Origin of the sequence: Pseudorhodoferax sp. Leaf274 (assembly GCF_001422445.1) — a bacterium.
Taxonomy (GTDB): domain Bacteria; phylum Pseudomonadota; class Gammaproteobacteria; order Burkholderiales; family Burkholderiaceae_C; genus Pseudorhodoferax.
Window position 1 is genome coordinate 120470 of record NZ_LMNA01000027.1, and the last position, 24931, is coordinate 145400.

A 24931-nucleotide genomic window follows, 5' to 3' on the forward strand; every position below is an offset into this window, starting at 1 on the left:
CCATGCACGCCACCATCTTCCACAACCCTGCCTGCAGCAACTCGCGCAACGCACTGGCCCTGCTGCGCGAACGCGGCATCGAACCCAAGATCGTCGACTACCTTCAGACGCCGCCGAGCGTGGAGCGCCTGGCCGGCCTGGTCGCCGCCATGGGCATCACGCCGCGCGAGCTGTTGCGCAGCAAGGAGCCGCAGTACGCCGAGCTGGGCCTGGACGATGCGAAGTGGACCGACGCCCAGCTCATCGCGCAGATGGCCCGGCACCCGGTGCTCATGAACCGGCCCATCGTCGAGACGCCGCACGGCACGCGGCTGTGCCGCCCCGGCGAACTGGTGCTGGACCTGCTCGGCCCGGGGCAGGCATGAAGACCATCACCCTGGTGCGCCATGGCGAAAGCGAGGCCAATGCGGGCCTGGCCAGCGGCGACCCCGCATCGATCCCGCTGACCGCGCGCGGCATCGCCCAGGCCGAGCACTGGGCGCGCGCCATGGACTGGCAGCCGGCGCAGGTGTTCAGCTCCCACTACGTGCGCGCGCAGCACACGGCCGCGCCCTGTGCCGCGCGTTGGCAGCTGCCCGTGCAGACCATCGAGAACCTGCACGAGTTCGTCACCCTGCCGCCCGACGAGGTGGCCGGCACCACCAACCTGGCGCGCAAGCCCCTCATCGACGCCTATTGGGCGCGTGCCGAGCCCGGGCACTGCACCGGCCCGGGGGCCGAGAGCTTCCTGGCCTTGGCCGGCCGCGTGGACCAGGTGCGCGCGCGGCTGGAGGCCCTGCCCGACCGCAGCGTGGTGTTCGGCCACGGCATGTGGCTGGCGATGCTGGTGTGGCGCTGCATGGGTTTCCCGGTGGACAGCACGCGCGCCATGCAGGCCTTCCGCGCGTTCCAGCTGGGCCTGCCGATGCCCAACTGCTGCAGCTACGCGCTGCATGGCAGCGACGGGCATTGGGCCATCCGCTTCGCCGCGGCGCTGCCGCGGGAACTGCCGACGCCGGGCGAGCAGGCGGTGCAGATCCAGTAGCCGCAGGATCAGGGCAGGACGCCGAGCAGGCTGCTGCCCGACGCCGTGATGTCGCTGGCGCCGGCCTGCAGCGCCTCGTCGCGCCAGCGCCGCGCGGAATCGGCGCTGCAGTAGATGTACAGCGGCACCTCCGTGCCCTGCGCGCGCAGCTTGCGCACCAGGTCGATGCCCGCGGTCCTGCCCTCCGGGCGGCCCATGTCGGAGACCACCACGTCGTAGCGCTGCGCGGCGAACCGGGCCAGGCCTTCGTCGGTGGTGAGTGCGGTGTCCACCTCGACACCGCGCTCCAGCAGCGCGGCGATCAGGTAGCTGTTGTTGCGCGGGTTGTCGTCGACCCACAGCACGCGGTGCGCGCGCGCCGCGCGCACGGTCTGCGCGGCCATCGGCGCCGCTGCCGCCTCGGGCGGCGGGCCGAGCCGCTTCTCCAGTTCGGCGACCTTGGCCTGCAGGTCCAGCAGGGCCTGGCTCTGCTGCTCTGCCGCCTCTTCCATGCTCAGTTCGTTGCCGGCGATCACGAGCTTGAACTTGCGTCCCTTGGCCGAGGCGATCAAGCCGGCGATCGGCCCGCGCAGCCAGACCAGCACGAATGCGAAGAGCGCCGGCCATGCCAGCGATGCCAACGCGGAAACCAGACCGGCGAACTCTTGCATGGCGGATGCTCCCCATCGAAGCCTGGGCGGCGACGCACGGACTGTAGCCCCCGGCGCACGCGCCTGCGTCCTCCATGTGGCGGAGACCGGCCAACGCCGCGGCCAGCGCATATGCACATGCGGGTTTCTTCGTGGCGGCCCGGGACCGGCATGCCTACGCTGGGACACCGTTCCCTTTTCCGGACCCCGACCCATGCCTCTCGCTTCCCTCGCTCCCCTCGCGCTGCCGCGCCGCCGGGCGCTGCAACTCGCCACAGCCGGCGCCGCGCTGCTTGCCGCACCCGCCCTGCTCGCGCAGGCCCCGCGCACCGTTCGCATCGGCTACCAGAAGTTCAACACGCTCAACATCCTCAAGGGTACGGGCCAGCTGGAGAAGGCCCTCGCGGCGCAGGGCGCCCAGGTCGAGTGGCACGAGTTCCTGGGCGGCGGCCAGCTGTCCGAGGCGCTGGCCGCCGGTGCCATCGACTTCGGCCATGCCTCGGACGGCATCGGCGTGTTCCAGCAGGCCAGCAGCAAGGGACTCGCGTACCTCGCGGCCGAGAGCCCCTACCCGCGCGGCGTGGGCTTCCTGGTGCCGGCCGACGCGCCGTTCAAGACCGTGGCCGACCTCAAAGGCAAGCGCGTGGCCACGGGCCGCGGCTACAACAGCCAGTACATCCTGATCCGCGCGCTGGAGGCGGCCGGCCTGCGCTACGAGGACGTGGACGCCGTCTACATCGTCACCGCCTCGGACACCGTGGCCGCGCTGCAATCGGGCAGCGTGGCCGCCATCGGCCTGTGGGACCCGTTCCTGGCCGGTGCCCAGGTGGCGACCGGCGCGCGGCTGCTGTTCGATGGCACCGGGCTGTCGGCCAACCGCACCTACCACTTCGCCAGGCCCGAGGTGGCGCGCGCGCAGCAGGACCTGCTGCGCACCGTGTTCGCCGAACTGCGCAAGGCCAACGCCTGGTCGCAGGCCAACCCCAAGGAGGTGGTGGCCACGCTGGCGCCGCAGCTCAAGGTCGATCCGCAGGTGCTGGCCCTGGCCACGGAGCGGCGCACATACGGCGTGGTGCCGCTCAGCGACGCCATCGCGCAGGACCAACAGCGGCTGGCCGATGCCTTCGCCAAGATCAAGCTGATCCCCAAACCCGTGCAGGTCAGGGACGCGTTCCTGGACCTGGGCATCGTTTGAGTTCTACTGCCGCCCCATGAGCACGAACGACGAACCGTATGACGTGGCCGTGATCGGCCTGGGCGCGCTGGGCAGCGCCATCGTGCGCCCGCTGGCCGAGCGCGGCGCGCGCGTGCTGGGGCTGGACCGGCATGCGCCGCCGCACGACCTGGGCTCCTCGCACGGCGAGTCGCGCATCACGCGGCTGGCCATCGGCGAGGGCGACGCCTACGTGCCGTTGGTGCGGCGCTCGCACGCGATCTGGAGGGAACTGGAACGCCAGACCGGCGTGCCGCTGTACGAGGCCACCGGCGGCCTGGTGCTGGGCAGCGAACGCAGCCGCCGCACGCACCACGGCAAGCCCGATTTCCTGCACCGCACGATCAGCAGCGCACAACGCCACGGCATCGCGCACGAACTGCTGGACGCGCGCGAGATCCGGCGGCGCTTTGCGCCGTTCGCGCTGCGCGGCGACGAGATCGGCTACTGGGAACCCGAGGCCGGCCTGGTGCGGCCCGAGCAGGCCATCCGCGCGCAGCTGGCCGTGGCCCGCGCATCCGGCGCGCACCTGCGCACCGGGGAGACGGTGCTGGCCCTGGAACCCCACGGCGACGGCAGCGTGATGATTGCCACCGGCCAGGGCCGCTACCGCGCGCGCCAGGTGGTGCTGTCGGCAGGCGCTTGGCTGCCCGGGCTGCTGCAGGGCCTGGGCCAGGACACCTGGGCCGCCTGGGCCGGCGAGTTCGCCGTGTACCGCCAGACCATGCACTGGTTCGCCCTGCAGGACGGCGCGGCGCCGGCCTTCGCGCCGGGGCGCTTTCCGGTCTTCATCTGGATGTACGGCGACGGCGAGGAGGACTACTTCTACGGCTTTCCCTCGGTCGACCCGCAGCAGCCCGCGCTCAAGGTGGCCACCGAGCAGTACCTCGCGCCGACCACGCCCGAAGCGCTGCGCCGCGAGGTGGGTGACGGCGAGGCCGCCGCCATGCACGCGCGCCGCGTGGCCGGGCGCTTTCCGCAAGCCGGGCCGCAGGTGCTGCGCTCGCGTGCCTGCATGTACACGGTCACGCGCGACCGCGACTTCGTGGTCGACCGGCTCGGCGCCGGCCTGCCCGTGTGGGTGGCCTCGGCCTGCTCGGGCCATGGCTTCAAGCACTCGGCCGGGCTGGGCGAGGCCATCGCGCTCAAGCTGCTGGACGTGGGCACCGGGGCGCTGCTGGCGTCGTTCGAACGGCGCCCCGCGCCGCAGCGTCAGCCGGCGTCGCCGGCCGCCGCACCGAACCGGTAGCTCGACACCGAGAGGCCGCCCATGAACGCGCCCTCGTGGTAGATGCGGGCGGCCTGTTCGTCCTCGGCCGCGCCGACCGCCACCATGAGCGGGATCAGGTGCTCCTCGCGCGGATGCGCGATGCGCGCGGCCGGCGCCTGCGCCCAGTCGACGAGGGCCTGGCTGCGCTGCGCGGGCGCAGCGCCCAGCGACTGCACCAGCCAGTCGTCGAAGGCCTGGGATGGCGCGGCGGCCTGCGGGCCGAAGGCGCGCAGGTTGTGGTAGCTCAGGCCGCTGCCGACGATGAGCACGTCCTCGTCGCGCAGCGGTGCCAGCGCGCGGCCCAGCGCCAGGTGTTCGGCCGGGTCGAGCCCGCGCCTGAGCGAGAGCTGCAGCACGGGCACGTCGGCCTGCGGGTAGATGGCCTGCATGGGCGAGAACATGCCGTGGTCATAGCCGCGTTCGGCATCGAGGGCGGCCGGCAGGCCGGCTGCCTGGACCAGCGCCTGCACACGCTGCGCCAGCGCCGGCGCACCGGGCGAGCGGTAGTGCACCTCGTAGGTGTGCGGCGGAAAACCGCCGTAGTCGTAGAGCATGCCGGGCTGCGCGGCGGCCTGCACCGTGAAGGCCGGGGCCTCCCAGTGGGCGGAGACCATCAGCACTGCGGCGGGCTTGCGGCCGAGCTGGCGCGGCATGTCGGCCAGCGCGGCCTCCAGCCTGGCGTAGGTGTTGCCCATCTCGGCCTTCATCCAGGGCCAGGGGCCGCCGCCATGGGAGATGAAGTAGGTGGGCAGGCGTGGGGTGTTGGAAGCGGTCATGGGCGTGTGGGAAAGAAGGTGCTCGCTGCAGGTGGGGCCGTGCCGGCCGATCGCAATGCCGGCGCGTCAGCGCGCCTGCAGCAGGTCGAGCAGCTGCTGCGCCACCGGATCGGCCGCGGCCGGACGCTGCAGCCCCTGCAGCAGCCGCCCGGCGACGGCTGCCGTGGGCTGCACCGGCCCGCAGAACAGCGGCTCGCCATCCTGCGCGATCAGCAGCACGGGAAAGGTCTCGATGTCCAGGATGTCGAGCACGGCCTCCTGCGCATCCACGTCGACCCAGACGAAGCGGTCCTGCGGATGCGCCGCGGCCAGCGCGTCGAAGCGCGCGCGCCATTCGCGGCACACGCCGCACCATTCGGCACACAGGCAGTAGACGAGGCGCCCGGCGGGGCGAAGGGCGGAGGCGGCAGCGGGCATGGGGCGCATCATGCCAAAGCCCGCCTGACCGCGGGGTGACAGCGCGGCGGCAGTCATCACACGACCTCTGCGCCAGCGAAGCCGCAGACCTACACGTTCCTTGGCGCATCGCCTGCAAGTTGTCGTACAACAGGGCACAATGCACCGTTTTGGTTCATCACCCTGCCCCATGTCGGCTTCCCCCGCCTCCGTTCCACTGGCCCGCCCTTCGCCGCTGACCGACCGCAGGACGGTGTTCCTGCTGGCCACGTTCTGCTGCCTGCTGTGGGGCAGCTCATACCCGGCCATCAAGGGCGGCTATGCGCTGTTCGGCATCGGCACCGACGACACCGCGTCCAAGCTGGTGTTCGCAGGTTGGCGCTTCGCGCTGGCCGGGGCCGCGCTGCTGGCCTGGGCCGCGGCCAGCGGCAAGCGCGTGGGCGGCTGGCCGGCGCGCACGCTGGGCCAGTTCGCGCTGCTGGGCCTGGTGCAGACCACGCTGCAGTACGTGTTCTTCTACATCGGCCTGGCCCACACCACGGGCGTGAAGAGCTCGATCATGAACGCCACGGGCACCTTCTTCAGCGTGCTGCTGGCGCACTGGATCTACCACAACGACCGGCTCAGCTACGGCAAGGCGATCGGCTGCGTGGTGGGCTTCGCGGGGGTGATGGTGGTCAACCTCGGGAGCGGGCTCGGCGGCCTGGGCGGGATGCCGGCACTGGACTTCACGCTGCTGGGCGAAGGCTTCGTGGTGATCGCCGCGGCCGTGCTGGCGGCCGCCAGCATCTACGGCAAGCGCATCTCGCAGGGCGTGGACCCCATCGTCATGACGGGCTGGCAGCTGGCCATCGGCGGTGCGGCGCTGCTGGCACTGGGCTACGGGCTGGGCGGCACGCTCACGCGCTTCACGCCGGCATCGACCGCGCTGCTGGCCTACATGGTGCTGCTGTCCTCGCTCGCGATCTCGGTCTGGAGCCTGCTGCTCAAGCACAACCGCGTGAGCCTCGTCACGGCCTTCAACTTCATGGTGCCGGTGTTCGGCGCGCTGCTGTCGGCCCTGTTTCTGCACGAGACCATCCTGGCGTGGCGCAACGCCATCGCGCTGGTGCTGGTCTGCGCCGGCATCTGGCTCGTGACGCGCGAGCCGCGCGGCCGCGCCTAGGCGACCGGGGCCTGCAGCAGCGCGGCCACGCGGCGCATCGCGGCGGCCACCGGCGAGACCACGGGCACGCCGAACTGCCCGGCCAGGCGTGCCGCGCTCTGCGCCAGCGGGCCGCCGCCGATGACCACGGCCTGCGCGCCGTCGGCCTCGATGCAGGCGCGCACGGCCTCGCCGAGCAGCCGGTCCTGCAGGCCGGGATCGGCCGCCAGGCGCAGCGGATCGTCCGCGGGAATGCGCGTGCCGCTGAACTGCGCCGCCAGCCCCAGCCGCGCCACGGCCAGCGCGATGGCATCCGCCAGGGCCGGCGTGGTGGTGGCCACGCCGAAGCGCCGCCCTCCGGCCGCAGCCTCCTGCATCGAAGCCTCGCCGATGCCGACCACCGGCACCGCCACGCGCGCGCGCAGCTGGGCCAGCGCCGGATCGCCGAACGCGGCGACCACGATGGCGCCCACATCGCCGGCCTCGCGCATGCCGATGGCCAGCACCTCGTCCACGGCGGTTGCGAGTTCCGCATCGCTCGTGATCATGGAGGCGCCGCGCGCCGCCGTGGCGCTGCGCAACGCCAGCGCGGGCGGCAGCGCCGCGCGGGCCAGCGCATGCATCATCGCGGTGGTCGCGGCCGACGTGTTCGGGTTGATCAGCAGCACCGTGCCAGGCATGCCCGCCCTCCTCAACGCGCAGCCTGCGCGGGTTGGGCGGGTTGACCGGATGGAAGGCCCGCGGCCGGATCGCCGGCACCGGCCTCTTCCTCGATGGACCTGCCGAAGGTCTCGGGCGCGAACTGCACGGCCAGCGCGAAGATGGCGTACATGGCCGCGATCATGCCGAACATGCCGGCCACGCCATGCAGGTCGAACATCCGGCCGGCCAGCAACTGCGACAGCGCCCCGCCCACCGTGCCCAGCGCCAGCAGGAACGAGGTGCCCAGGCCGCGCATGCGGGTCGGGTACAGCTCGGGCGCGTAGATCCAGATGGAGGTGTTCAGCGTCAGCACGCAGAACTGGAACAGCGCGCCGCAGACCAGCACCATGGCCACGCTGGTGGTCAGATTGCCGAAGGCCAGGCCCGCCAGGCAGGCCGCGATGGCCCCGGCCGTCAGCACGCGCTTGCGCGGGAACCTGTAGCCCAGCACCGAGGCCGTGACCGCGCCCAGCAGGCTGCCGCTCTGCATCACGATGGTGAAGGCGAAGCTTTTCGTGATCGAGTAGCCCTGGGCCACGAGGATGGTGGGCATGAGCGTGAGCACCGACAGCTGCGCGCCGAAGGTCATCCACGAGGCGATGCCCACCGCGACGGTGCGCCGCGCATAGCCGCCGCTGAAGATGTCGGCCAGCCGCGTCTTGCGCACCGGTGCGGCCTGGGCCTTGGCGCCCGCCGTGATGTAGTCGTGCAGCGGAAATTGCGCATTGGCCAGCCGGCCCGAGGCCAGCATGGACAGCACGCGGTTGGCCTCCGCGACGCGGCCCTGCGACAACAGGTAGCGCGGCGTCTCGGGCACGAAGCGGCGGTAGAACACGATGAAGATGGCCGGCAGCACCAGCGCACCGAACAGCCAGCGCCAAGCGTTCTCGCCCGGGAACAGCGCGAACACGCCCAGCGCGAAGGCCGGCGCCAGCATGTTGCCCAGCCCGCCGCCGCCCACGTTGATGAGCCCCACCGCCGTGCCGCGGAACTTCGACGAGCAGAACTCGGCCAGCATGGTCACCGCGGTGGTGATCTCGCCGCCCAGGCCCAGGCCGACGATGAAGCGCGCCACCGCCAGCACCGCGTAGTTGGGTGCCAGCGCGCACAGCACCGCGCCCAGCGTGAACAGCGCCAGGTTCACGTTGAGCATGAAGCGCCGCCCGAACCGGTCGGCACAGTAGCCCGAACCCAGCCGTCCCATTGCCGCGGCGATGAAGGTGATGGTGTTCAGGAAGCCGATGTCGGTCGCGTCCAGCCCCCAGTGCTGGCGCAGCAGCGGGCCGACCAGGCCCACGGCGTTCTGCTCGAACACGTCGAACAGCACGCCGCAGACCACCAGGAAGATGATGCTCTTGTGCGAGCGCGTGACGCCGATCTGCTCGAGCGCCGATTCGAGTTGGTGCATCTGCGCCGTCCTGGGCGCCGATGCGGAAATGATTGCTTCGCCTGCCATGGTGCAAACCTCGCTTGCCTGTGGTGAAAGAGCCTGCGGCCACGCCGGCCGCACTGCGCTGGTGCCCCGCACAGGGCACTGGGTCATGAAAAGCATTTTTCAGACCAGATTTTTTGTGAAACAAGTTTTTCAAAAACATCCGGACAAACCCGTGGCGCGCGCAGGCCGGCCCGGCCCGGATAGCCGTCGCGGATCCGCGCGGCGCTACAGTCGCGGCGCGGCAGCCCGACCACACCCAGAGCCGCCTGACCCGGAGAAATGCGATTGAAAGTTGAAGGCCAATGCTGCTGCGGCGCCATCGCCTATGAAGCGCAGGTGCAGCCCGGCACGGTGACGGTCTGCCATTGCACAGACTGCCAGAACCACTCGGGCGCGGCCTTCCGGGCCAACATACCGGCGCCCGCCGCCGGCTTCCGCCTGTTGCGCGGCGCACCCCGCAGCCACACCAAGACCGCCGACAGCGGCAACCAGCGGCTGCTCGCCTTCTGCGGAGATTGCGGCACCCCGCTCTACGCCTGCGCTGTCGAGAACCCCACCAGCTATTCGCTGCGCATCGGCACGCTGCAGCAGCGCAGCGAACTGGGCCGGCCCCTGCGCGAGATCTGGACACGCCGGCGCCTGCCCTGGGTCGGCGCGCTGGACGGGGTGGCGCAGTTCGACGGGCAGCCCTGAACGCCTGAGGCCATCGGCCGCGTCGCGACCGAGCGACTGCGCACGCGACCGTCTGCCAGGCAACCCCGCGTCAGGCGTCCGCCGCGTCGCCCCGCCCGGCCGTCCGCAACTGCCCCAGCGCCTCGTGCGCCGCCTCCACGCCGGCCAGGCGTTGCCGGCCTGCCGTGCCGGCGGCCTGCAGCGTGCGCGTGGCCAGCAGCTCGCACAGCAGCATCAGCGCCACGTGGCTGTCCAGCACGCCGGGCGCGGCGGTGTGGCAATGCAGCACCCAGCGCGCGCCGGCGCTGCCGGCTGCAGACGGCTCGGTCACGCACACGACCTGCGCACCCGCCTGCGCAGCGCGCTGCGCGAACGCCGTGGCCACGGCCGGGCTGCGGCGCAGCGCGAACACCACGAGCACGTCGCCCGCGGCGATGTCCACCGCGTACTCGGCCAGGGTTTCGCCGGGGCCCGGCAGCACCTGGGTGCGCGGCAGCACCTGGGCCAGCTGCCAGCGCAGGTAGGCCGCGAAGCTGCGGTTGTTGCGGTAGCCCAGGAACCACACTGCGCGGGCCTGCACCATGGCCTGGGCGATCGCATCGAGCGTGGTCTCGTCCACGCCGCGCAGCGTGGCGGCGATGTTGTCGTGCGCGGCCTGCGCGTGGGCGGCCAGGCCGCCGCCCGCCGCGCCGGCCGCGCGTGGCGCCAGGTACAGCGGCGAGCCGGCGGAGCGCTGGTCGCGCGCATGCCGGCGCGCCTCGTCGTAGCTGCCGTAGCCGAGCCGCTGCACGAAGCGGCTGACGCTGGCGTTCGACACGCCCACCAGGCGCGCCAGCTCGGACGCGCTGTAGCTGGCCAGCTCGCCCGGAAAATCGAGGATGAAGCGGCCCAGCCGCTGCTCGGTCGGCGGCAGCTGGTCCATCAGCTCGCGGATGCGCGCGAGGAAGGAGGCGGAGGGGTCGGTGGTGGCGGGCATGGGCGCTGGCGATGCTAAGGCAACGGGTGCCACGGCCTCGTAGTGCCTGACCCATAATGTTTCGATGCATGCCTCGCTTGCCCGCCGACTGCCCGAGATCGCTGCCCTGTGCAAGCAGTACGGGGTCGCGCACCTGGAGCTCTTCGGTTCGGCCACCACGCCAGACTTCCAGCCGACGACCAGCGACTACGACTTCCTCGTGGAACTGGATGCCCAGGCGCCTGGTTCACGCGCACGCCGCTGGACCGAGCTGGCCGATGCACTGGAGTCCCTGCTGGGGCGTCCGGTGGATCTGGTGAACCCGCGCTATATCCGGAACCCGTATTTCCTGGAAGCAGTCAACCGCAGCCGCACGGTGGTCTATGACCGACAGGCTTCCCAAGCTGCTGGTTGATGCGCTCGGCGCCATCGCCGCAGCGCAGGAATTCGTCGCAGGCATCCCACTGGAAGGCTACCTGGCCGACAAGATGCGGCGCTCGGCCGTCGAGCGGCAGCTCGAGATCCTGGGAGAGGCGTGCTCTCGCATGTTGAAGCTGGAGCCGGCAACCGCGGGCGCCATCGCCGACCTGAAGCTGGCGGTCAGCTTGCGCAACCGCGTCATCCATGGCTATGACGCCGTGGATGACGAGGTCCTCTATTTCACCGTCGTGGACGATCTGGATGCGTTGAAGTCCGACCTGACGCGGTTGCTGAACGCACGCGTCACAGCTTCGCGATCGACACCTCCGTCGACTTGACCAGCGCCACCACGTCCGAGCCCGGCTTGAGCGCGAGCTCGTCCACCGAGCGCGTGGTGATGACCGACGTGACGATGCCCCAGGGCGTCTCGACATCGACCTCTGAGACGACGTCGCCGCGGATGATCTCCTTGACCTTGCCGCGGAACTGGTTGCGCACGTTGATGGCTTGGATGCTCATGAAAAATCTCCTGAAGAAGTGAGGGGTCAGACCGCCCAGCGCAGGACATGCGCGGCTTGCGGGCGGTCGGGTTCGGGTTGTTCGACGGCGGGCTTTTGCAGCACGCGGTCGAGGATGCGTTTCTCGATGGCGGCGAAGGCCGCATCGCCTTGCGCCCTGGGGCGCGCCAGGTCGATGCGCTGGTCCAGCGCGATGCGGCCGTCCTCGATCAGCACCACGCGGTCGGCCAATGCCACGGCCTCCTGCACGTCGTGCGTGACCAGCAGCGCGGTGAATCGGTGGCGCTGCCACAGGCCTTCGATCAGGCGGTGCATCTCGATGCGCGTGAGCGCGTCCAGCGCGCCCAGCGGCTCGTCGAGCAGCAGCAGTTGCGGGCGGTGCACCAGCGCGCGCGCCAGTGCCACGCGCTGGCGCTGGCCGCCCGACAGGCGGGCCGGCCACTCGCGCGCGCGTTCCGCCAGGCCGACCTGGGCCAGCACTTCTTCGCCGCGCGGGCGCGCCGATTCGGGCAGGCCCAGCAGCACGTTGTCCAGCACGCGCTTCCAGGGCAGGAGGCGCGCCTCCTGGAACATGATGCGGGTCTGCGGGTTCAGGCCGGCGATGGCCTGGCCGTCGACCTGCAGGCTGCCGCCGCTGGCCGCTTCCAGCCCGGCCACGAGGCGCAGCAAGGTGCTCTTGCCGCAGCCGCTGCGGCCCACGATGGCGATGAACTCGCCGGGCGCGATGTCCAGCTGCGTGTTCTGCAGCACGGTGCGCGCGCCGTAGCGCTTGACGAGGTTGCGCGCCTGCAGGCGCACGCCGCCGGCTTCGCTCATGTGGCCACCTCCGAAACGGTGCACGGGTGCACAGCGCACCGGGGTCGGCGGCTGGCGCCACTCGCGCTGTTGTCGATCCCCGCTGCGCGGGGCCCCTCGCCAAGTGCGCTCATGTCGCGCTCCCGGGTTTGAAGAGAGGCACATCCAGCGCGTTCACCCGGCGCGGCAGCAGCTTCTCGTCGAAGAAGGCATCGGCGATCTTCTGCTGCTCGGCCAGGCCTGCGGGCACGGCCGCGCGCACGGCGTAGCTGCGCCGGCCGTTGGCCTGCAGCACGGTGGGCACGTCCACGCCCCAGACGGGCGAGAGCAGCGCGGCTGCCGCATCTGGGTTGGCCTTGACCCACTGGCCGGCCTTGGCCAGCTCGGCGTAGATGACCTCCAGCACGTCGGCGCGCGCCTGCGCGAACTTGGTGCTGGCCAGGTAGTAGCGCTGGTAGCTGGCGATGCCGGTGCCGTCGGCCAGCACGCGCGCGTTGGACTGGCGCTGCGCGGCCGACAGGAACGGGTCCCAGACCACCCAGGCGTCGATGGCGCCGCGCTCGAAGGCGGCGCGGCCGTCGGCCGGGGTCAGGTAGGCGGGCTCGATGTCCTTGAACGACAGGCCGGCCTGCTCCAGCGCGGCGATCAGCAAATAGTGCGCGCCAGCGGCCTTGGCAAAGCCGATCTTCCTGCCCTTGAGTTCGGCCACGCTGCGCAGCGGCGAATCCGCGCGCACCACGATGGCCTGGGCCGTGGGCGACGGCGCCTCCTGCGCGACGAAGGTGAGCTGAGCGCCAGCGGCCTGCGCGAACACCGGCACGGTGTCGGCCACGTCGGCGCTGAAGTCCAGGTTGTCCAGGTTCAGCGCTTCGAGCAACGGAAGGCCGCTCGTGAACTCGTGCCAGCTGACCTTGGTGTTCAGCGGCGCGAGCCGGCGTTCCAGCGTGCCTTGGGTCTTGAGCACCACGGTCAGCGTGGACGACTTCTGGTAGCCGATGCGCACGGTGGCCGGTGCGGGCTGGGCCCAGGCAGCGCCTGCGGCCAGGGATGCCGCGGCGCCGAGCAGCGTGCGGCGTTGGAAGGAGACGGGGTTCATGGATCTCTCACCATTCATTTGTGATAGCCAGGGTGCCAGCGCAGCCACCAGTGCTCCAGGCCACGGGCCAAGAGGTCGGCCAGCTTGCCGAGCAGCGCATACAGCAGGATGCCGACCAGCACCACGTCGGTCTGCAGGAACTCGCGTGCGTTCATGGTCAGGTAGCCGATGCCGGCCTGCGCCGAGATGGTCTCGGCCACGATCAGGATCACCCACATCAGGCCGAGCGAGAAGCGCAGGCCCACGAGGATGGACGAGACCGCGCCGGGCAGGATCACCTCCTTGTAGAGCTGCCAGCGCGACAGCCCGTAGGTGCGGCCCATCTCGATCAGCTGCGGGTCGACGTTGCGGATGCCGTGGAAGGTGTTCAGGTAAACGGGGAAGAACACCGACACCGCGATGAGGAACAGCTTGGCCGACTCGTCGATGCCGAACCACAGGATCACGAGCGGGATCAGCGCCAGCGCCGGGATGTTGCGCACCATCTGGATGGTGGAGTCCAGCAGCGTCTCGAAGAACTTGACCGAGCCCGTCAGCAGGCCCAGCAGCAGGCCCAGCCCGCCGCCGATGGCCAGGCCCGCCAGCGCGCGGCCGGCGCTGACCTTCACGTGGGTCCAGAGCTCGCCCGACGCAGTGAGCGTCCACGCGGCCGTGACCACGTCGACGGGCGCCGGCAGCACGCGCGTGGACAGCCAGCCCAGGCTGGAGGCGGCCTGCCAGGCCACCACCAGCAGCACGGGAACGAGCCAGGGCAGCAACTGGCGCGCGAACGCGGCCAGCCAGGCCGACGCCTGCGCGCGGTCGGGCGCGTCCACCAGGTCTGGCAGCGGCGTGACCTGCGGCTCGCGGATTTCGGAACCCAAGGTGCTCATGTGCCGGCCCTCAGCTCTGCGACGCCAGCCGTGCGGGCGCGTCCAGGTTGGCCACGACTTCGCCGAACGGCCCTGTCACGGTGGCGCCGGCCAGGCGCTCGCGCAGCTTCAGTGGCAGCAGCGGGAACACCAGCTCGGCGAAGCGGTAGGCCTCTTCCAGGTGCGGGTAGCCCGACAGGATGAAGGTGTCGATGCCGAGCGCGGCGTATTCCTGGATGCGCGCGGCCACGCTCTGCGGGCTGCCCACGAGGGCGGTGCCCGCGCCGCCGCGCACCAGGCCGATGCCGGCCCACAGGTTGGGGCTGATCTCCAGCGCCTCGCGCGAGCGGCTGGAGGCGCCGCCCTTGGCGCGCGCCTGCGCATGCAGCGCGGCCATGCGCTGCTGGCCCACGGAATCCATCTTGGCGAATACCGCCTGGGCGCGGTCCACCGTGGCGTCGTCCAGGCGGCTGATCAGCGCATCGGCGGCGCTCCACGCAGCCTCCTCGGTCTCGCGCACGATCACGTGCAGGCGGATGCCGAACTGCAGCTTGCGGCCCTGCCGGGCGGCGCGCGTGCGCACGGCCTCGATCTTGCCGGCCACGTCGGCCGGCGGCTCGCCCCAGGTCAGGTAGGCCTCGACCTGTTCGGCCGCCAGATCCTGCGCGGCCGGCGAGGACCCGCCGAACCACACCGGCGGGTGCGGCTTCTGCACGGGCGGGTACAGCAGCCGCGCGCCTTTCACGCTCAGGTGCCTGCCGGCGAAGTCGTAGGTCTCGGTGCCATGGCTGCGCGCGAGGATCTCGCGCCAGATGCGGATGAACTCGGCCGATTGTTCGTAGCGCGACGCATGGTCCTGGAACACGCCGTCGCCTTCCAGCTCGCCCTGGTCGCCACCGGTGACCAGGTTGACCAGCAGGCGACCGCCCGAGAGGCGGTCGAAGGTGGCGGCCATGCGCGCGGCCAGGGCCGGCTGGTGCAGGCCGGGCCGCACGGCCACGAGGAACTTGAGGCGCTGCGTCGCGCCCACCAGGCTGGAGGCGATGACCCAGGGGTCTTCGCACGAGCGGCCGGTGGGGATCAGCACGCCCTCGTAGCCCAGGCGGTCGGCCGCGCCGGCCACCTGCTGCAGATAGGACAGGTCGACCTGGCGGGCGTCTTCGCCGGTGCCGAGGTAGCGGCTGTCGCCGTGGGTGGGGAGGAACCAGAAGACTTGCATGGGGTTGTGGGGACGGTGGTGCGGTGGGTGGTGGTCGGGCTCAGGCGGCGATGCCGGGAGCGGCCGCTTCGAGCACTTTGATGGGCTTGGGGATCAGCTTCAAGGCGTGGAAGGTGTCGGCGATCTGCTGCTGCTCGGCGAGGATGGCGCGCGTGATCGGCGTCGTGCCGTAGCGGCTGCGGCCCACCGACAGGTCCAGCACAGGCTTGGGCAGGCCCAGCAGCGCGGAGAGTTCGCCCGCGAAGGCATCCTTGTGGGCCTCGGACCAGCGGTCGAGCGCGTTGATCTCCTCGGTCACGATGGCCAGCACGTCGGCGTTCCTGGCGGCGTAGTCGAGCGACGAGAAGTAGTAGGCGCGGTTGCCCACCACACCCTGCGCATCGGCCAGCAAGCGCGCGCCCAGCGTCTTCTCGGCGGCGGCCAGGAAGGGGTCCCAGATCACCCAGGCGTCGATCGAGCCTTTCTCGAAGGCCGCGCGCGCATCGGCCGGCGGCAGGTAGACCAGGTTCAGGTCGCCGTAGGCCAGGCCGTGCTTCTCGAACAGCTTGACGATGAAGTAGTGGACGTTGCTGCCCTTGTTCAACGCGATCTTCTTGCCCTTGAGGTCGGCCACCGTCTTGATGGCCGACTGCGCGGGTACCAGCACGGCCTCCGATGCCGGGCGCGGCACGGTGGCGGCCACGTAGGCCAGCGGCGCGCCTGCGGCCTGGGCGAAGATCGGCGGGGCCTCGCCCACGTCGCCGAAGTCGATGGAGCCGACGTTGAGCGCTTCGAGCTGCACCGGTCCGGCCGTGAACTCGGTCCACTTGAGGGCCACGCCCAGCGGTGCGAGCCGCTTGTCCAGCGTGCCGCGGCCCTTGAGCACGCTGAGGCCGCCCTTCTGGTGGCCGATGCGCAGCTGGCGCTGCGGCGTCTGCGCCAAAGCGTTGAAGGTGGGCAAGGCGATGGCGGCGGCCGTGGCCTGGACCAGGCGGCGGCGCGCAAGGGAGATGGGGGTCATGTCTTGTTCTCTTGAAGTTCAGTCCTGTGCGAACACCACGGCTTCACTGACCTTGATGGGCTTGGGAATCAGCTTGAGCGCGTGGAAGGTGTCGGCGATGAGCTGCTGGTCGGCCGCCACCTCGCGGGTGATGGGCTTGACGTTGAACTCGTAGCGGCGCAGCGCCAGCTCGACCACGTCCACTGGCAGGCCCTGCAGCGGCGCGATGAGCTCGGCCGCCTGGCGCAGGTTCTTCTTGAGCCAGATGCCCTGCTCCACCGAATCGGCGAACAGCGCCTGCACCACCTTGGGGTTCTTCTGCACGAAGCCGCGCTCGCCCAGGTAGTACTGGTAGTTGTTGACCACGCCGGGCGTGCCGTCGGCCAGCACGCGGGCGCCGGTGGCCTTCTCGGCCGCGGCCTGGAACGGGTCCCAGATCACCCAGGCGTCGACGTTCCTGCTTTCGAACGCGGCGCGGCCGTCGGCCGGGGCCAAGTAGATGGGCTGGATGTCGGACAGCTTCAGGCCGTTCTTCTCCAGCTGCCTGACCAGCAGGTAGTGCACGTTGCTGCCCTTGTTGAGCGCGACCTTCTTGCCCTTGAGGTCGGCCACGCCCTGGATCGGCGAGTCCTTGGCGACCAGGATGGCCTCGGCGCGCGGCGCGGCCGGGTCGAAGCCGAAGTACACGAACTTGGCACCGGCGGCCTGGGCGAAGATGGGCGGCGCCTCGCCCACGTAGCCCACGTCCACCGCGCCCACGTTGAGGCCTTCCAGCAACTGCGGGCCGGCCGGGAACTCCACCCACTTCACGCCGAAGCCCAGCGGCGCGAGCCGCTTCTCCAGCGTGCCCTGGGCTTTTTGCAGCACGAACAGGCTGGCGGACTTCTGGTAGCCGATGCGCAACTCGGGCCGTGCCTGGGCCTTGACGGGCATGGCCAGCAGGCCCACGGCCAGCGCGATGACGGCCACGGCGAGCAGGGCCACGCCGAGATGGCGCAGCGCGCTGCGCCAGAACGGGGCTTGGGGGATGGGCGCTTCGGCTGGCGCGGCGGGATGGGGCAGCATGGACGGGTCTCCGGTGGCTTGGGTCGGCTCGGGGCCTGGGGTGGCGCCAGTGTCCGAAGCCCGGTCGCTGAAGAGAACGAATCAATGTGTCCGTGCTTATGCGTTTTCCGAGCAAAGAGGCCCGGTCATCCACTGCCCGGCGATTGGGCAATCCGTTGCATCCCGCGCTGTTGCTGGGCCCGCGCAGCCAACACCGGAGTTCTGCACAGTGTTTTCCACAGAAGCTGGGGGCAAGCGGCAGCGCCCCGCCTGCGCACCGCGCGCCACAATCGGCGCACGCAAGGGAGTGACCTGGAATGCTGGAGGGATACGCAGCGGTGCTGCTCGTGGGGTTGGTCGCTGGCGCGGTCAGCGGGGTGATCGGCACGGGCTCGTCGGTGATGCTGCTGCCGGTGCTGGTGCACGCCTTCGGGCCCAAGCAGGCCGTGCCCATCATGGCGGTGGCGGCCGTGGTCGGCAACGCGGCACGCGTGCTGGCCTGGTGGCGCAGCGTGGACTGGCGCGCCGTGTGCGCCTACGCCCTGCCCGGTGCCCCGGCCGCGATGCTCGGCGCCCGCACGCTGTGGGCCATGCCCGCGCAGGCCGTCGACATCGCGCTCGGGCTGTTCTTCGTGCTGGTGGTGCCGCTGCGCCACTGGCTGCAGCGGCGCCAGTGGCGGCTGCAGCTGTGGCAACTGGCCGTGGCCGGCGCCGCGATCGGCTACCTGACCGGCGTGGTGCTGTCGACCGGGCCGCTCAGCGTGCCGGCCTTCTCGGCCTACGGGCTGGTCAAGGGAGCCTTCATCGGCACCGAGGCGGCCAGTGCCCTGCTGCTGTACGTGGCCAAGTCGCTGGCGTTCGCGCAGCTCGGCGGCCTGCCGTGGGAGGTGCTGTCGCGCGGGCTGATCGTGGGCGCCGCGCTGATGGCCGGCACCTTCGCCGGCAAGGCCTTCGTGCTGCGCCTGCCCGCCGGCCTGTTCCAGCGCCTGCTGGACGCCCTGCTCCTCGTCTCGGGCCTGGCGCTGCTGGCCGCCGCCTGGCGCTAGCCCGGGCGGGCATCAGCGGCCATGGCAGGCCGCGCTGCAGACCTGTGCTCCGCCGTCCGCCCTGCCCTGCGGGCCAGGCCCGCGGGCCTCAGGGCGAGGCCGGCTCGTCCTGCGGCACGCCGTTCTGCGTGCGCCGGAACGCCGCCGCCATGGCGTAGGCCTGGCGGCGCACGCGCATGATGGAGCCGAGCGGCCGGTGCGCCTCGATGCCGCGCCAGGGGCTGAACGCGAGCCGGTCTTCCGCGCCGGGCGTGCCGGCGGTGTTCCAGGCGTCCTGCGCCGGCACGACGAGCCGCGCCACGGGCAGGAAGGGCGACAGGTCTTCGGGCCAGCGCACCGAGGCATCCTCGATCGGCATCTGCGCGAGGTCCACGCACAGCTGCACCCGCAGCTCCCAGGTGCCGCCGAACTCGGCGAAGTGCGCCACCACCGCATCGCGCAGCGCGTTCGGACCGGCGCCCAGGTCCACCGGCGCGTCGTGCAGCGCCAGCAGCTCCGGCGACACGGGCGCCAGCGACAGCTTGGCCATGAACGGGCCGTAGCGCAGCGGCACCTGGGTGTAGTAGATCTCGCCCAGGGGGTGCGTGGCGGGGTGGCCGCCCAGGGCCTTGAGCGTGGGGCTCTCGCCGCCGGCCTTCTCGACCAGGCTCTCCAGTCCGCGCAGCGCGGCCGACAGCAGCTTCTTGGCGCCGGGCGCCTTGTCGGTCGTGGCCGCGAGCAGCTTGAGGCTTTGCAGGAACTTCTTGGCCGTCGGCGCCGTGAACACGGGGCCATTGATCATCAGGAAGTCCTGCGTGGCCGCGCCATCGGCCGGCTCCAGACGCTCGCCTGCCACGTCCAGGATCTTCAACGCCAGGCCGCGCGGGGTGGAGACACCGTCCTCCAGCAGGTCGCCCGGCGAACTCGACAGCCGCAGGATGGCCGCATGCTCGCCCGGCGTGGCGAACACGCCCTGGGCCAGCTCCGGCGGCAGCTGCGGCACGTGCAACCGGCCGTGGAGAAGGGCATGGCTCTTGGCGTGCACGCTGCGAAAGGCGTGCCCCTCGTCGCGTGCCACGGTCTCGCTGATGCCGCGCATGGTCTCGACCAGTTCGCGCGCGGTCTCGGCCTCGTCGTCCTCGGCCTGCTCGCAGGCGGGTGTCCATGGCAGCGGTGCGTTCGGCAGCGCGGCCTGGGGCAGGTCTGCGGCATCGTGGGGTGTCGTCGGCATCGGGTTTTCTCCTCGGATCAGGCGGTGGCGCGTTCGACGCGCACGGGGATGGACTTGGCAGCGGGCACATGGCTGCCCACGGCGTGGTGGGCCAGCGGCACCAGCGGGTTGCATTCGGGGAAGTAGCCGGCAACCGAGCCGGCCGGCAGGTCGTAGGGCAGCGCGCACAGGCCCGACAGGCGGCGCACGTGGCCGTCCGCCGCGACGCCGTGGACCAGCACCGCATCGCCCTTGGCCAGGCCGCGCGCGGCCATGTCGGCCGGGTGCATGAGCAGCACCATGCGCGAACCCCAGACGTTGCGGAACCGGTCGTCCAGGCTGTAGATGGTGGTGTTGAACTGGTCGTCGCTGCGCAGCGTCATGAGCCGCAGCACGCCGGCATCGGCCGCGGGCTCGGCGGCGGGCGGCACGATGAAGCAGGCCTTGCCGCTGTCGGTGTTCCAGACCCGCTGGCGTGCCGCATTGGGCTTGGCAACGCCACCGGGCTCGCGCAGCCGCGCATTGAAGTCCTTGAACACCTCGGGCCAGGTGGCCTCGATGGCGTCGCGCACGCTGGCGTAGTCGTTGGTCCAGCGCGCCCAGGGCACCTGCGCGCTGGGCGGCAGCGTGGCCTGCGCCAGCGCCGCGACGATGGCCAGCTCGGAGCGCAGGCCCGGGTCGGCCGGCTCGGCCACGCCATCGGACGCGTGGAAGCAGCCCGTGGAGTCCTCCACCGACACGGTCTGCGGGCCGCTGGCCTGGCGGTCGATCTCGATGCGGCCCAGGCAGGGGAGCAGCCAGCCCGTGCGGCCGGGCAGCAGGTGCGTGCGGTTGAGGCGTGTGGCCACGTGCACGGTCAGCTGCATGCGACCCCAGGCCGCCTCCAGCCGCTCGGTGTCGGGCGCGGCGCGCAGGAAGTTGCCGCCCAGGCCGACGAAGCCGCGCACGCTGCCGTCGAGCACCCCCTCGCAGGTGGCCACGGTGTGGCGGCCGGGCGCACGAGGCGGCTCGAACCCATACAGCGCGGCCAGCTGGTCCAGCGGCGCGAGCTCGGGTTTCTCGGTGATGCCCACGGTGCGCTGGCCCTGCACGTTGGAGTGGCCACGCACCGGGCAGATGCCGGCACCGGGCTTGCCGATGTTGCCGCGCAGCAGCAGCAGGTTGCTGACCATCTGCACATTGGCCACGCCCTGGCGGTGCTGGGTGAGGCCCATGCCGTAGACGCCCAAAACGGCGCCGGCCGCGGCATAGGTGGCGGCGGCCTGCTCCAGCGCCGCACGCGTCAGGCCGCTGTGCTGCGCGATGTCGTCCCAGCTGGCCGCGCGCACATGCGCGGCGAAGGCCTCGAAGCCCTGCGTGTGTTCGGCGATGAAGGCCGCGTCGAGCACGCGCGCAGCGCCCGCGGCCTGCGCCGCGTCGTCGGCCTCGACCAGCCACTTGCACATGCCCGTCAACGCCGCGATGTCGCCGCCGTTGCGCACCTGCAGGTACTGGGTGCTGATCGCCGTCTCCGCGGGCGTCAGCATGTCGCGCGCCGACTGCGGGTTGGCGAAGTGCACCAGGCCGACTTCCTTGAGCGGATTGAAGGTGACGATGGGCACGCCGCGCGCACGCGCCTCCTGCAGCTGGTGCAGCATGCGCGGGCTGTTGACGCCCACGTTCTGGCCGAAGAAGAAGATGGCCTCGGTGTGCTCGAAGTCGTCCAGCGCCACGGTGCCCACCGGCACGCCGATGGTCTTGGGCAGTGCCACCGAGGTGCTTTCGTGGCACATGTTGGAGCTGTCGGGCAGGTTGTTGTTGCCGTACAGCCGTGCCAGCAGCTGGTAGAGGTAGCTGGTCTCCAGCGATGCGCGGCCGGAGGCATAGAACACGACGGTCTGCGGATCCTCCTCGCGCAGCAGCCGGAGCTCCGCGCCGATGGCGGCGAAGGCCTCGTCCCAGCCGACCGCCAGGTAGCGGTCGCTGGCGGCGTCGTAGCGCAAGGGATGCGTGAGCCGGCCGCCGGCCTCCAGTGCGTGGTCGCTCCAGCCGCGCAGCGTGGCCAGCGTGTGCTCGGCGAAGAAGTCAGGGCCGAGCCGCTTGTCCGTGAGTTCCCAGGCGGTGGCCTTGGCGCCGTTCTCGCAGAACTCGGCCAGGTGCGGCTTGGCGGGCTTGGCCCATGCACAGCTGACGCAGGCGAAGCCGCCCGGTTTGTTCTGCTTGCGCAGGGCATTGGCGGTGGCGAGCGGCGCGCCTTCGCGCACCAGGCTGACGGTGACGGCCTTGAGCGAGCCCCAGCCACCGGCGGCCTGGCCGTAGGGTTCCAGCGGTTCTGGCCGTTGCGGGCTTGGCGGCCGCTCGGTGGGGGGTGTCTGCATCGGGGGCTCCAGGGTTTGCGCCACTGTGCGTGGCCCGCCGCGCGCGCGCCGTCGGCCGGGCCGAACGCGGCGCGTAGGAGAACAGGCGCCCTGGCGGCGCCAGGCGTTCAAGGATGTTCAAGAGGACGGTGCGTCGGCGTCGTTCTTGCGCAGCCCGCGCAGGTTCATGGCGGCCAGGCCCAGCTGCAACACCACCAGTGCCCAGCCCGCGGTGTAGACGCCCCAGGCGACCCACAGCACATTGCTGAGCAGGAACACCCAGAAGCCGACCGCCCTGCGCCGCTCGGCGCTGGAGGCGACCAGCCATGCGGCCGCCAGGGAAGAAAGCATGGCCGGCCACTGCAACATATCCCACATCGTGTTTTCTCCCATGGCTGGAGCTTTCCATGCGGCTGGGGCGGCCAGCGTGGGACAGCAGCGCGAAGAGCACACGGCGTGCGCTGAGTGCGCCGAGTGCAGGTGGGCGCGGACGCCATCGCTCTGCACAGCGCCACCCGCGCCGGCGCCGCCCGGGCGGATCGGCCACATGCGCAGCAGCAGCTGTCGCCACGTCCTACACCAAGGCGGCTGCAGACCTCCTAGGGTTGCGTGTTCGGCAATCTCGCCGCAGCTCCAACACAACACCCCACCCCACCATGGCCAAGTCTCCCAAATCCACACCGGCCGGCCGCGTGCCGCCGCCCAACGCCCGCAGCTCCCCGGCCGCGGCCCAGCGCACCGACAGCGGCCCCGCAGAAGGCCCGGCCGGCGACCCGAACGATCCGGCAGCCCTGCAGAAGGCACAGGTGCAGGATCTGGTGGCGGGCATGCCGTCCAACCCCACCAAGGCCGACGAGCATGGCTTCGCGCGCGGCGTGGCGCCCAAGCCCGGCGTGCACATCGCGCCCGCATCGCGCCTGCCGGGCGCCAGCACGCTCACGGAAGCCAATGCATCGGACAAGACCGGCGGCATCGCGCCCGAGGGCGGCAATCCCACCGTGGGGCCGCTGGACCGCGTGCGCGTGGACGCCACCGGCCAGCGCCTGACCACCAACCAGGGCGTGCCCATCGCGGACAACCAGAACTCGCTCAAGTACGGCGTGCGCGGGCCGGTGCTGCTGGAGGACTTCATCCTGCGCGAGAAGCTCACGCACTTCGACCACGAGCGCATTCCCGAACGCATCGTGCATGCGCGCGGCTCGGCCGCGCACGGCTTCTTCGAGTGCTACGAGCCCCTGACGCAATTGACCAAGGCCGCGCCCTTCCAGCAGGCCGGCAAGGCCACGCCGGTGTTCGTGCGCTTCTCCACCGTGGCGGGCGAGCGCGGCTCCAAGGACACGGCGCGCGACGTGCGCGGCTTCGCGGTGAAGTTCTACACCGACGAGGGCAACTGGGACCTGGTGGGCAACAACATCCCGGTGTTCTTCATCCAGGACGCGATGAAGTTCCCCGACCTCGTGCACGCCGTCAAGCCCGAACCGCACCACGGCATGCCGCAGGCCGGCAGCGCGCACGACACCTTCTGGGACTTCGTCTCGCTGATGCCGGAGTCCACGCACATGCTGCTGTGGGCGATGTCGGACCGTGCCATCCCGCGCAGCTACGCCACGATGCAGGGCTTCGGCGTGCACAGCTACCGCTTCGTCAACGAAGACGGGGTGTCGGTGTTCGTCAAGTTCCACTGGAATCCGAAGTACGGCACGCATTCGCTGGTCTGGGACGAGGCCGTGAAGATCTCCGGCGCCGACCCCGACTACCACCGGCGCGACCTGTGGGAACGCATCGAGGCGGGCAACTACCCCGAGTGGGAACTTGGCGTGCAGATCTTCACCGAGGAAGAGGCGGACAAGTTCAGCTTCGACATCCTGGACGCGACCAAGCTCATTCCCGAAGAGCTGGTGCCGGTTCGGCCCGTGGGCCGCATGGTGCTGAACCGCAACCCCGACAACTTCTTCGCCGAGACCGAGCAGGTGGCCTTCTGCACGGCGCACGTGGTGCCGGGCATCGACTTCTCGAATGATCCGCTGCTGGCCGGGCGCATCCATTCGTACGTGGACACGCAGATCTCGCGCCTGGGCGGGCCGAACTTCCACGAGATCCCGATCAACGCGCCGATTGCGCCGGTGCACAACAACCAGCGCGACGGGATGCACCGCCAGGCCATCCACCGCGGCCGCGTGTCCTACGAGCCCAACTCGCTGGCCGGCGGCTCCCCGTTCCAGGCCGGCGCGGTGCAGGGCTTCGTTTCGGTGCCCGCGCGCATCGCCGCCAAGGAGGAACAGGGCAAGGTGCGCGCCAAGCCCGAGAAGTTCGCCGACCACTACACCCAGGCCACGCTGTTCTTCGACAGCCAGACGCCGGTCGAGCAGGCGCACATCGCGGCGGCCTTCCGCTTCGAACTGTCCAAGCTCACGGTGCCGGCCATCCGTACCCGCATGGTGGCGTCGCTGCGCAATGTGTCGGAGGAACTCGCGCGCAAGGTGGCGCAGGGCCTGGGCATGCGCGAGCTGCCCGACCCGCTGCCGCGCGCGCTGCCCAAGCCGGCCAAGCCCGAGGTGCGCACATCGGCCGCGCTGTCGCTGCTGGCACGGCCTGGCGAGGTCGGCATCCGCGGGCGCGTCGTCGCGCTGCTGGCCGCCGACGGCATGGACGGCAAGGCGCTGCAGGCGCAGGCCGCGGCGCTGACCGCGCAGGGCGCGGCGCCGCGCATCGTCGGCCCGCACGTGGGCGCGCTGGTCGATGCTGACGGTGTCACGGTCCAGGCCGATGCCTCGCTCGAGAACGAGCCCGGCTTCCTGTTCGACGCCGTGGTGCTGCCGCAGGGCCAGGATGCCATCGCGGCACTGGCCGCCAACGGCCTGGCGCTGGAATTCGTCAAGGAACAGTACCGCCACTGCAAGACGCTGCTGGTGCCCGCCGACGCGCGCGTGCTGCTGGAGCAGGCCGGCATTCCGTGGGAGCTGCCGGACGGCGCGGCCGACCCGGGCCTGGTGGCGGGCGATGGCGATGGCCAGAGCGCGCTCGACGCCTTCGTGCAGGCGGTGGCGCGGCACCGGCATCCCGAGCGCGAGACCGATCCGCCGCGGGTGTGAGGCTTGCGCCGGCCGCACGGCCGGCGCAGCGCACGCGGCCCGGCAGGTCTGCCGGGCCAGCGTGTCGGCGGCTCATGCTGCCGCCCTGCTGAACGGAAACCTGTGGTTCGCCCCTTGCGGGGTCACGTCC

Annotated in this window: 26 protein-coding genes; 10 read left to right on the forward strand and 16 right to left on the reverse strand. The window is 71.2% G+C overall.

What is annotated here, in order from left to right:
- Window positions 1-2 precede the first annotated feature (2 nt).
- Entirely contained in the window at window positions 3-365 is a 363-nt protein-coding gene (gene arsC, locus ASF44_RS22825; RefSeq protein ID WP_056901553.1) for an arsenate reductase (glutaredoxin), read from the forward strand.
- Window positions 362-1024 (forward strand): histidine phosphatase family protein, encoded by a 663-nt coding sequence (locus tag ASF44_RS22830; protein WP_056901554.1) that lies wholly within the window; start codon window positions 362-364, stop codon window positions 1022-1024. The genes arsC and ASF44_RS22830 overlap by 4 nt, the downstream gene beginning before the upstream one ends.
- An 8-nt stretch (window positions 1025-1032) precedes the next feature.
- On the opposite strand, the gene ASF44_RS22835 is transcribed toward ASF44_RS22830, so the two are convergent.
- Complete coding sequence (locus ASF44_RS22835) at window positions 1033-1674, reverse strand: response regulator transcription factor (RefSeq protein ID WP_056901555.1); 642 nt, start codon at window positions 1672-1674, stop codon at window positions 1033-1035.
- Between the two features lie 193 nt (window positions 1675-1867).
- Here ASF44_RS22835 and ASF44_RS22840 point away from each other — a divergent pair, with 193 nt between their 5' ends.
- Both ASF44_RS22840 and solA read left to right on the forward strand, forming a co-directional pair.
- Entirely contained in the window at window positions 1868-2848 is a 981-nt protein-coding gene (locus tag ASF44_RS22840; RefSeq protein WP_056901556.1) for an aliphatic sulfonate ABC transporter substrate-binding protein, read from the forward strand.
- A gap of 16 nt (window positions 2849-2864) precedes the next feature.
- The gene (gene solA, locus ASF44_RS22845) at window positions 2865-4115 is read left to right on the forward strand and encodes an N-methyl-L-tryptophan oxidase (protein WP_056901557.1); all 1251 of its coding nucleotides are present in this window, start codon (window positions 2865-2867) and stop codon (window positions 4113-4115) included.
- Here solA and ASF44_RS22850 read toward each other — a convergent pair.
- Together ASF44_RS22850 and ASF44_RS22855 are read right to left on the reverse strand one after the other, a co-directional pair.
- Window positions 4079-4912 (reverse strand): class III extradiol ring-cleavage dioxygenase, encoded by an 834-nt coding sequence (locus ASF44_RS22850; RefSeq protein ID WP_056901558.1) that lies wholly within the window; start codon window positions 4910-4912, stop codon window positions 4079-4081. The two genes, solA and ASF44_RS22850, sit on opposite strands and share 37 nt — an antisense overlap.
- Window positions 4913-4978: 66 nt before the next feature.
- Entirely contained in the window at window positions 4979-5329 is a 351-nt protein-coding gene (locus tag ASF44_RS22855; RefSeq protein WP_082525002.1) for a co-chaperone YbbN, read from the reverse strand.
- A gap of 169 nt (window positions 5330-5498) precedes the next feature.
- On the opposite strand from ASF44_RS22855, the gene ASF44_RS22860 reads away from it, so the two are divergent.
- Window positions 5499-6473 carry a DMT family transporter gene (locus ASF44_RS22860; RefSeq protein WP_156374638.1) on the forward strand — a complete coding sequence of 325 codons (975 nt, stop codon included), beginning with the start codon at window positions 5499-5501 and terminating at the stop codon, window positions 6471-6473.
- Here the strand turns inward: ASF44_RS22860 and ASF44_RS22865 are convergent.
- Together ASF44_RS22865 and ASF44_RS22870 are read right to left on the reverse strand one after the other, a co-directional pair.
- A complete protein-coding gene (locus ASF44_RS22865; protein WP_056901560.1) occupies window positions 6470-7132 on the reverse strand; it encodes an aspartate/glutamate racemase family protein in 663 nt (220 codons plus the stop codon). The two genes, ASF44_RS22860 and ASF44_RS22865, sit on opposite strands and share 4 nt — an antisense overlap.
- An 11-nt stretch (window positions 7133-7143) precedes the next feature.
- A complete protein-coding gene (locus ASF44_RS22870; RefSeq protein WP_056901561.1) occupies window positions 7144-8610 on the reverse strand; it encodes an MFS transporter in 1467 nt (488 codons plus the stop codon).
- 264 nt (window positions 8611-8874) lie between these two features.
- On the opposite strand from ASF44_RS22870, the gene ASF44_RS22875 reads away from it, so the two are divergent.
- On the forward strand, window positions 8875-9282 hold the full coding sequence (locus ASF44_RS22875; protein WP_056901562.1) for a GFA family protein: 408 nt from the start codon (window positions 8875-8877) through the stop codon (window positions 9280-9282).
- A gap of 70 nt (window positions 9283-9352) precedes the next feature.
- Here the strand turns inward: ASF44_RS22875 and ASF44_RS22880 are convergent, their stop codons facing one another.
- A complete protein-coding gene (locus tag ASF44_RS22880; RefSeq protein ID WP_056901563.1) occupies window positions 9353-10237 on the reverse strand; it encodes a MurR/RpiR family transcriptional regulator in 885 nt (294 codons plus the stop codon).
- 64 nt (window positions 10238-10301) lie between these two features.
- Between ASF44_RS22880 and ASF44_RS22885 the strand changes: the two genes are divergently transcribed.
- Together ASF44_RS22885 and ASF44_RS22890 are read left to right on the forward strand one after the other, a co-directional pair.
- On the forward strand, window positions 10302-10631 hold the full coding sequence (locus tag ASF44_RS22885; protein WP_056901564.1) for a nucleotidyltransferase family protein: 330 nt from the start codon (window positions 10302-10304) through the stop codon (window positions 10629-10631).
- Complete coding sequence (locus ASF44_RS22890) at window positions 10600-10974, forward strand: DUF86 domain-containing protein (RefSeq protein ID WP_056901565.1); 375 nt, start codon at window positions 10600-10602, stop codon at window positions 10972-10974. Before ASF44_RS22885 ends, ASF44_RS22890 begins: the two co-directional genes overlap by 32 nt.
- Here ASF44_RS22890 and ASF44_RS22895 read toward each other — a convergent pair.
- The 7 genes from ASF44_RS22895 to ASF44_RS22925 form a co-directional block, all read right to left on the reverse strand.
- A complete protein-coding gene (locus ASF44_RS22895; protein WP_056670856.1) occupies window positions 10940-11155 on the reverse strand; it encodes a molybdopterin-binding protein in 216 nt (71 codons plus the stop codon). The genes ASF44_RS22890 and ASF44_RS22895 overlap by 35 nt on opposite strands.
- A gap of 26 nt (window positions 11156-11181) precedes the next feature.
- The gene (locus ASF44_RS22900; RefSeq protein ID WP_056901566.1) at window positions 11182-11970 is read right to left on the reverse strand and encodes an ATP-binding cassette domain-containing protein; all 789 of its coding nucleotides are present in this window, start codon (window positions 11968-11970) and stop codon (window positions 11182-11184) included.
- Between the two features lie 109 nt (window positions 11971-12079).
- Window positions 12080-13045 carry an aliphatic sulfonate ABC transporter substrate-binding protein gene (locus ASF44_RS22905; RefSeq protein ID WP_056901567.1) on the reverse strand — a complete coding sequence of 322 codons (966 nt, stop codon included), beginning with the start codon at window positions 13043-13045 and terminating at the stop codon, window positions 12080-12082.
- A gap of 14 nt (window positions 13046-13059) precedes the next feature.
- On the reverse strand, window positions 13060-13917 hold the full coding sequence (gene ssuC, locus ASF44_RS22910; RefSeq protein WP_056901568.1) for an aliphatic sulfonate ABC transporter permease SsuC: 858 nt from the start codon (window positions 13915-13917) through the stop codon (window positions 13060-13062).
- Between the two features lie 10 nt (window positions 13918-13927).
- Window positions 13928-15115, reverse strand: a complete 1188-nt coding sequence (ssuD, locus tag ASF44_RS22915) for an FMNH2-dependent alkanesulfonate monooxygenase (protein WP_056901569.1) — start codon at window positions 15113-15115, stop codon at window positions 13928-13930.
- 40 nt (window positions 15116-15155) lie between these two features.
- Window positions 15156-16115 (reverse strand): sulfonate ABC transporter substrate-binding protein, encoded by a 960-nt coding sequence (locus ASF44_RS22920; RefSeq protein WP_056901570.1) that lies wholly within the window; start codon window positions 16113-16115, stop codon window positions 15156-15158.
- Between the two features lie 18 nt (window positions 16116-16133).
- Window positions 16134-17159: a sulfonate ABC transporter substrate-binding protein gene (locus ASF44_RS22925; protein WP_056901571.1), complete on the reverse strand. Its 1026-nt coding sequence runs from the start codon at window positions 17157-17159 to the stop codon at window positions 16134-16136.
- A gap of 296 nt (window positions 17160-17455) precedes the next feature.
- Between ASF44_RS22925 and ASF44_RS22930 the strand changes: the two genes are divergently transcribed.
- Entirely contained in the window at window positions 17456-18184 is a 729-nt protein-coding gene (locus tag ASF44_RS22930; protein ID WP_056901572.1) for a sulfite exporter TauE/SafE family protein, read from the forward strand.
- Window positions 18185-18272: 88 nt separating this feature from the next.
- Here ASF44_RS22930 and ASF44_RS22935 read toward each other — a convergent pair whose 3' ends face one another.
- From ASF44_RS22935 to ASF44_RS22945, 3 genes are all read right to left on the reverse strand, one after another.
- Window positions 18273-19394: a catalase family protein gene (locus tag ASF44_RS22935; protein ID WP_056901573.1), complete on the reverse strand. Its 1122-nt coding sequence runs from the start codon at window positions 19392-19394 to the stop codon at window positions 18273-18275.
- Between the two features lie 17 nt (window positions 19395-19411).
- Window positions 19412-21730: an FdhF/YdeP family oxidoreductase gene (locus tag ASF44_RS22940; protein ID WP_056901574.1), complete on the reverse strand. Its 2319-nt coding sequence runs from the start codon at window positions 21728-21730 to the stop codon at window positions 19412-19414.
- A 117-nt stretch (window positions 21731-21847) separates the two neighbouring features.
- Window positions 21848-22060: a hypothetical protein gene (locus tag ASF44_RS22945; RefSeq protein ID WP_235579314.1), complete on the reverse strand. Its 213-nt coding sequence runs from the start codon at window positions 22058-22060 to the stop codon at window positions 21848-21850.
- A 305-nt stretch (window positions 22061-22365) separates the two neighbouring features.
- On the opposite strand from ASF44_RS22945, the gene ASF44_RS22950 reads away from it, so the two are divergent.
- Window positions 22366-24801 (forward strand): catalase, encoded by a 2436-nt coding sequence (locus ASF44_RS22950; protein ID WP_056901576.1) that lies wholly within the window; start codon window positions 22366-22368, stop codon window positions 24799-24801.
- Window positions 24802-24931: the final 130 nt, after the last annotated feature.

What these genes read in the sequence shown, in the direction of transcription:
- ASF44_RS22930 (WP_056901572.1), top strand. Translation starts at nt 17,456, where the DNA reads ATGCTGGAGGGATACGCAGCGGTGCTGCTCGTGGGGTTGGTCGCTGGC.
- ASF44_RS22870 (WP_056901561.1), bottom strand. Translation starts at nt 8,610, where the DNA reads ATGGCAGGCGAAGCAATCATTTCCGCATCGGCGCCCAGGACGGCGCAG.
- ASF44_RS22860 (WP_156374638.1), top strand. Translation starts at nt 5,499, where the DNA reads ATGTCGGCTTCCCCCGCCTCCGTTCCACTGGCCCGCCCTTCGCCGCTG.
- solA (WP_056901557.1), top strand. Translation starts at nt 2,865, where the DNA reads ATGAGCACGAACGACGAACCGTATGACGTGGCCGTGATCGGCCTGGGC.
- ASF44_RS22885 (WP_056901564.1), top strand. Translation starts at nt 10,302, where the DNA reads ATGCATGCCTCGCTTGCCCGCCGACTGCCCGAGATCGCTGCCCTGTGC.
- ASF44_RS22940 (WP_056901574.1), bottom strand. Translation starts at nt 21,730, where the DNA reads ATGCAGACACCCCCCACCGAGCGGCCGCCAAGCCCGCAACGGCCAGAA.
- ASF44_RS22890 (WP_056901565.1), top strand. Translation starts at nt 10,600, where the DNA reads ATGACCGACAGGCTTCCCAAGCTGCTGGTTGATGCGCTCGGCGCCATC.
- ASF44_RS22925 (WP_056901571.1), bottom strand. Translation starts at nt 17,159, where the DNA reads ATGCTGCCCCATCCCGCCGCGCCAGCCGAAGCGCCCATCCCCCAAGCC.
- ASF44_RS22920 (WP_056901570.1), bottom strand. Translation starts at nt 16,115, where the DNA reads ATGACCCCCATCTCCCTTGCGCGCCGCCGCCTGGTCCAGGCCACGGCC.
- ASF44_RS22945 (WP_235579314.1), bottom strand. Translation starts at nt 22,060, where the DNA reads ATGCTTTCTTCCCTGGCGGCCGCATGGCTGGTCGCCTCCAGCGCCGAG.
- ASF44_RS22935 (WP_056901573.1), bottom strand. Translation starts at nt 19,394, where the DNA reads ATGCCGACGACACCCCACGATGCCGCAGACCTGCCCCAGGCCGCGCTG.
- ASF44_RS22905 (WP_056901567.1), bottom strand. Translation starts at nt 13,045, where the DNA reads ATGAACCCCGTCTCCTTCCAACGCCGCACGCTGCTCGGCGCCGCGGCA.
- ASF44_RS22855 (WP_082525002.1), bottom strand. Translation starts at nt 5,329, where the DNA reads ATGCCCGCTGCCGCCTCCGCCCTTCGCCCCGCCGGGCGCCTCGTCTAC.
- ASF44_RS22830 (WP_056901554.1), top strand. Translation starts at nt 362, where the DNA reads ATGAAGACCATCACCCTGGTGCGCCATGGCGAAAGCGAGGCCAATGCG.
- ssuC (WP_056901568.1), bottom strand. Translation starts at nt 13,917, where the DNA reads ATGAGCACCTTGGGTTCCGAAATCCGCGAGCCGCAGGTCACGCCGCTG.
- ASF44_RS22950 (WP_056901576.1), top strand. Translation starts at nt 22,366, where the DNA reads ATGGCCAAGTCTCCCAAATCCACACCGGCCGGCCGCGTGCCGCCGCCC.
- ASF44_RS22895 (WP_056670856.1), bottom strand. Translation starts at nt 11,155, where the DNA reads ATGAGCATCCAAGCCATCAACGTGCGCAACCAGTTCCGCGGCAAGGTC.
- arsC (WP_056901553.1), top strand. Translation starts at nt 3, where the DNA reads ATGCACGCCACCATCTTCCACAACCCTGCCTGCAGCAACTCGCGCAAC.
- ASF44_RS22835 (WP_056901555.1), bottom strand. Translation starts at nt 1,674, where the DNA reads ATGCAAGAGTTCGCCGGTCTGGTTTCCGCGTTGGCATCGCTGGCATGG.
- ASF44_RS22880 (WP_056901563.1), bottom strand. Translation starts at nt 10,237, where the DNA reads ATGCCCGCCACCACCGACCCCTCCGCCTCCTTCCTCGCGCGCATCCGC.
- ASF44_RS22850 (WP_056901558.1), bottom strand. Translation starts at nt 4,912, where the DNA reads ATGACCGCTTCCAACACCCCACGCCTGCCCACCTACTTCATCTCCCAT.
- ASF44_RS22840 (WP_056901556.1), top strand. Translation starts at nt 1,868, where the DNA reads ATGCCTCTCGCTTCCCTCGCTCCCCTCGCGCTGCCGCGCCGCCGGGCG.
- ssuD (WP_056901569.1), bottom strand. Translation starts at nt 15,115, where the DNA reads ATGCAAGTCTTCTGGTTCCTCCCCACCCACGGCGACAGCCGCTACCTC.
- ASF44_RS22900 (WP_056901566.1), bottom strand. Translation starts at nt 11,970, where the DNA reads ATGAGCGAAGCCGGCGGCGTGCGCCTGCAGGCGCGCAACCTCGTCAAG.
- ASF44_RS22865 (WP_056901560.1), bottom strand. Translation starts at nt 7,132, where the DNA reads ATGCCTGGCACGGTGCTGCTGATCAACCCGAACACGTCGGCCGCGACC.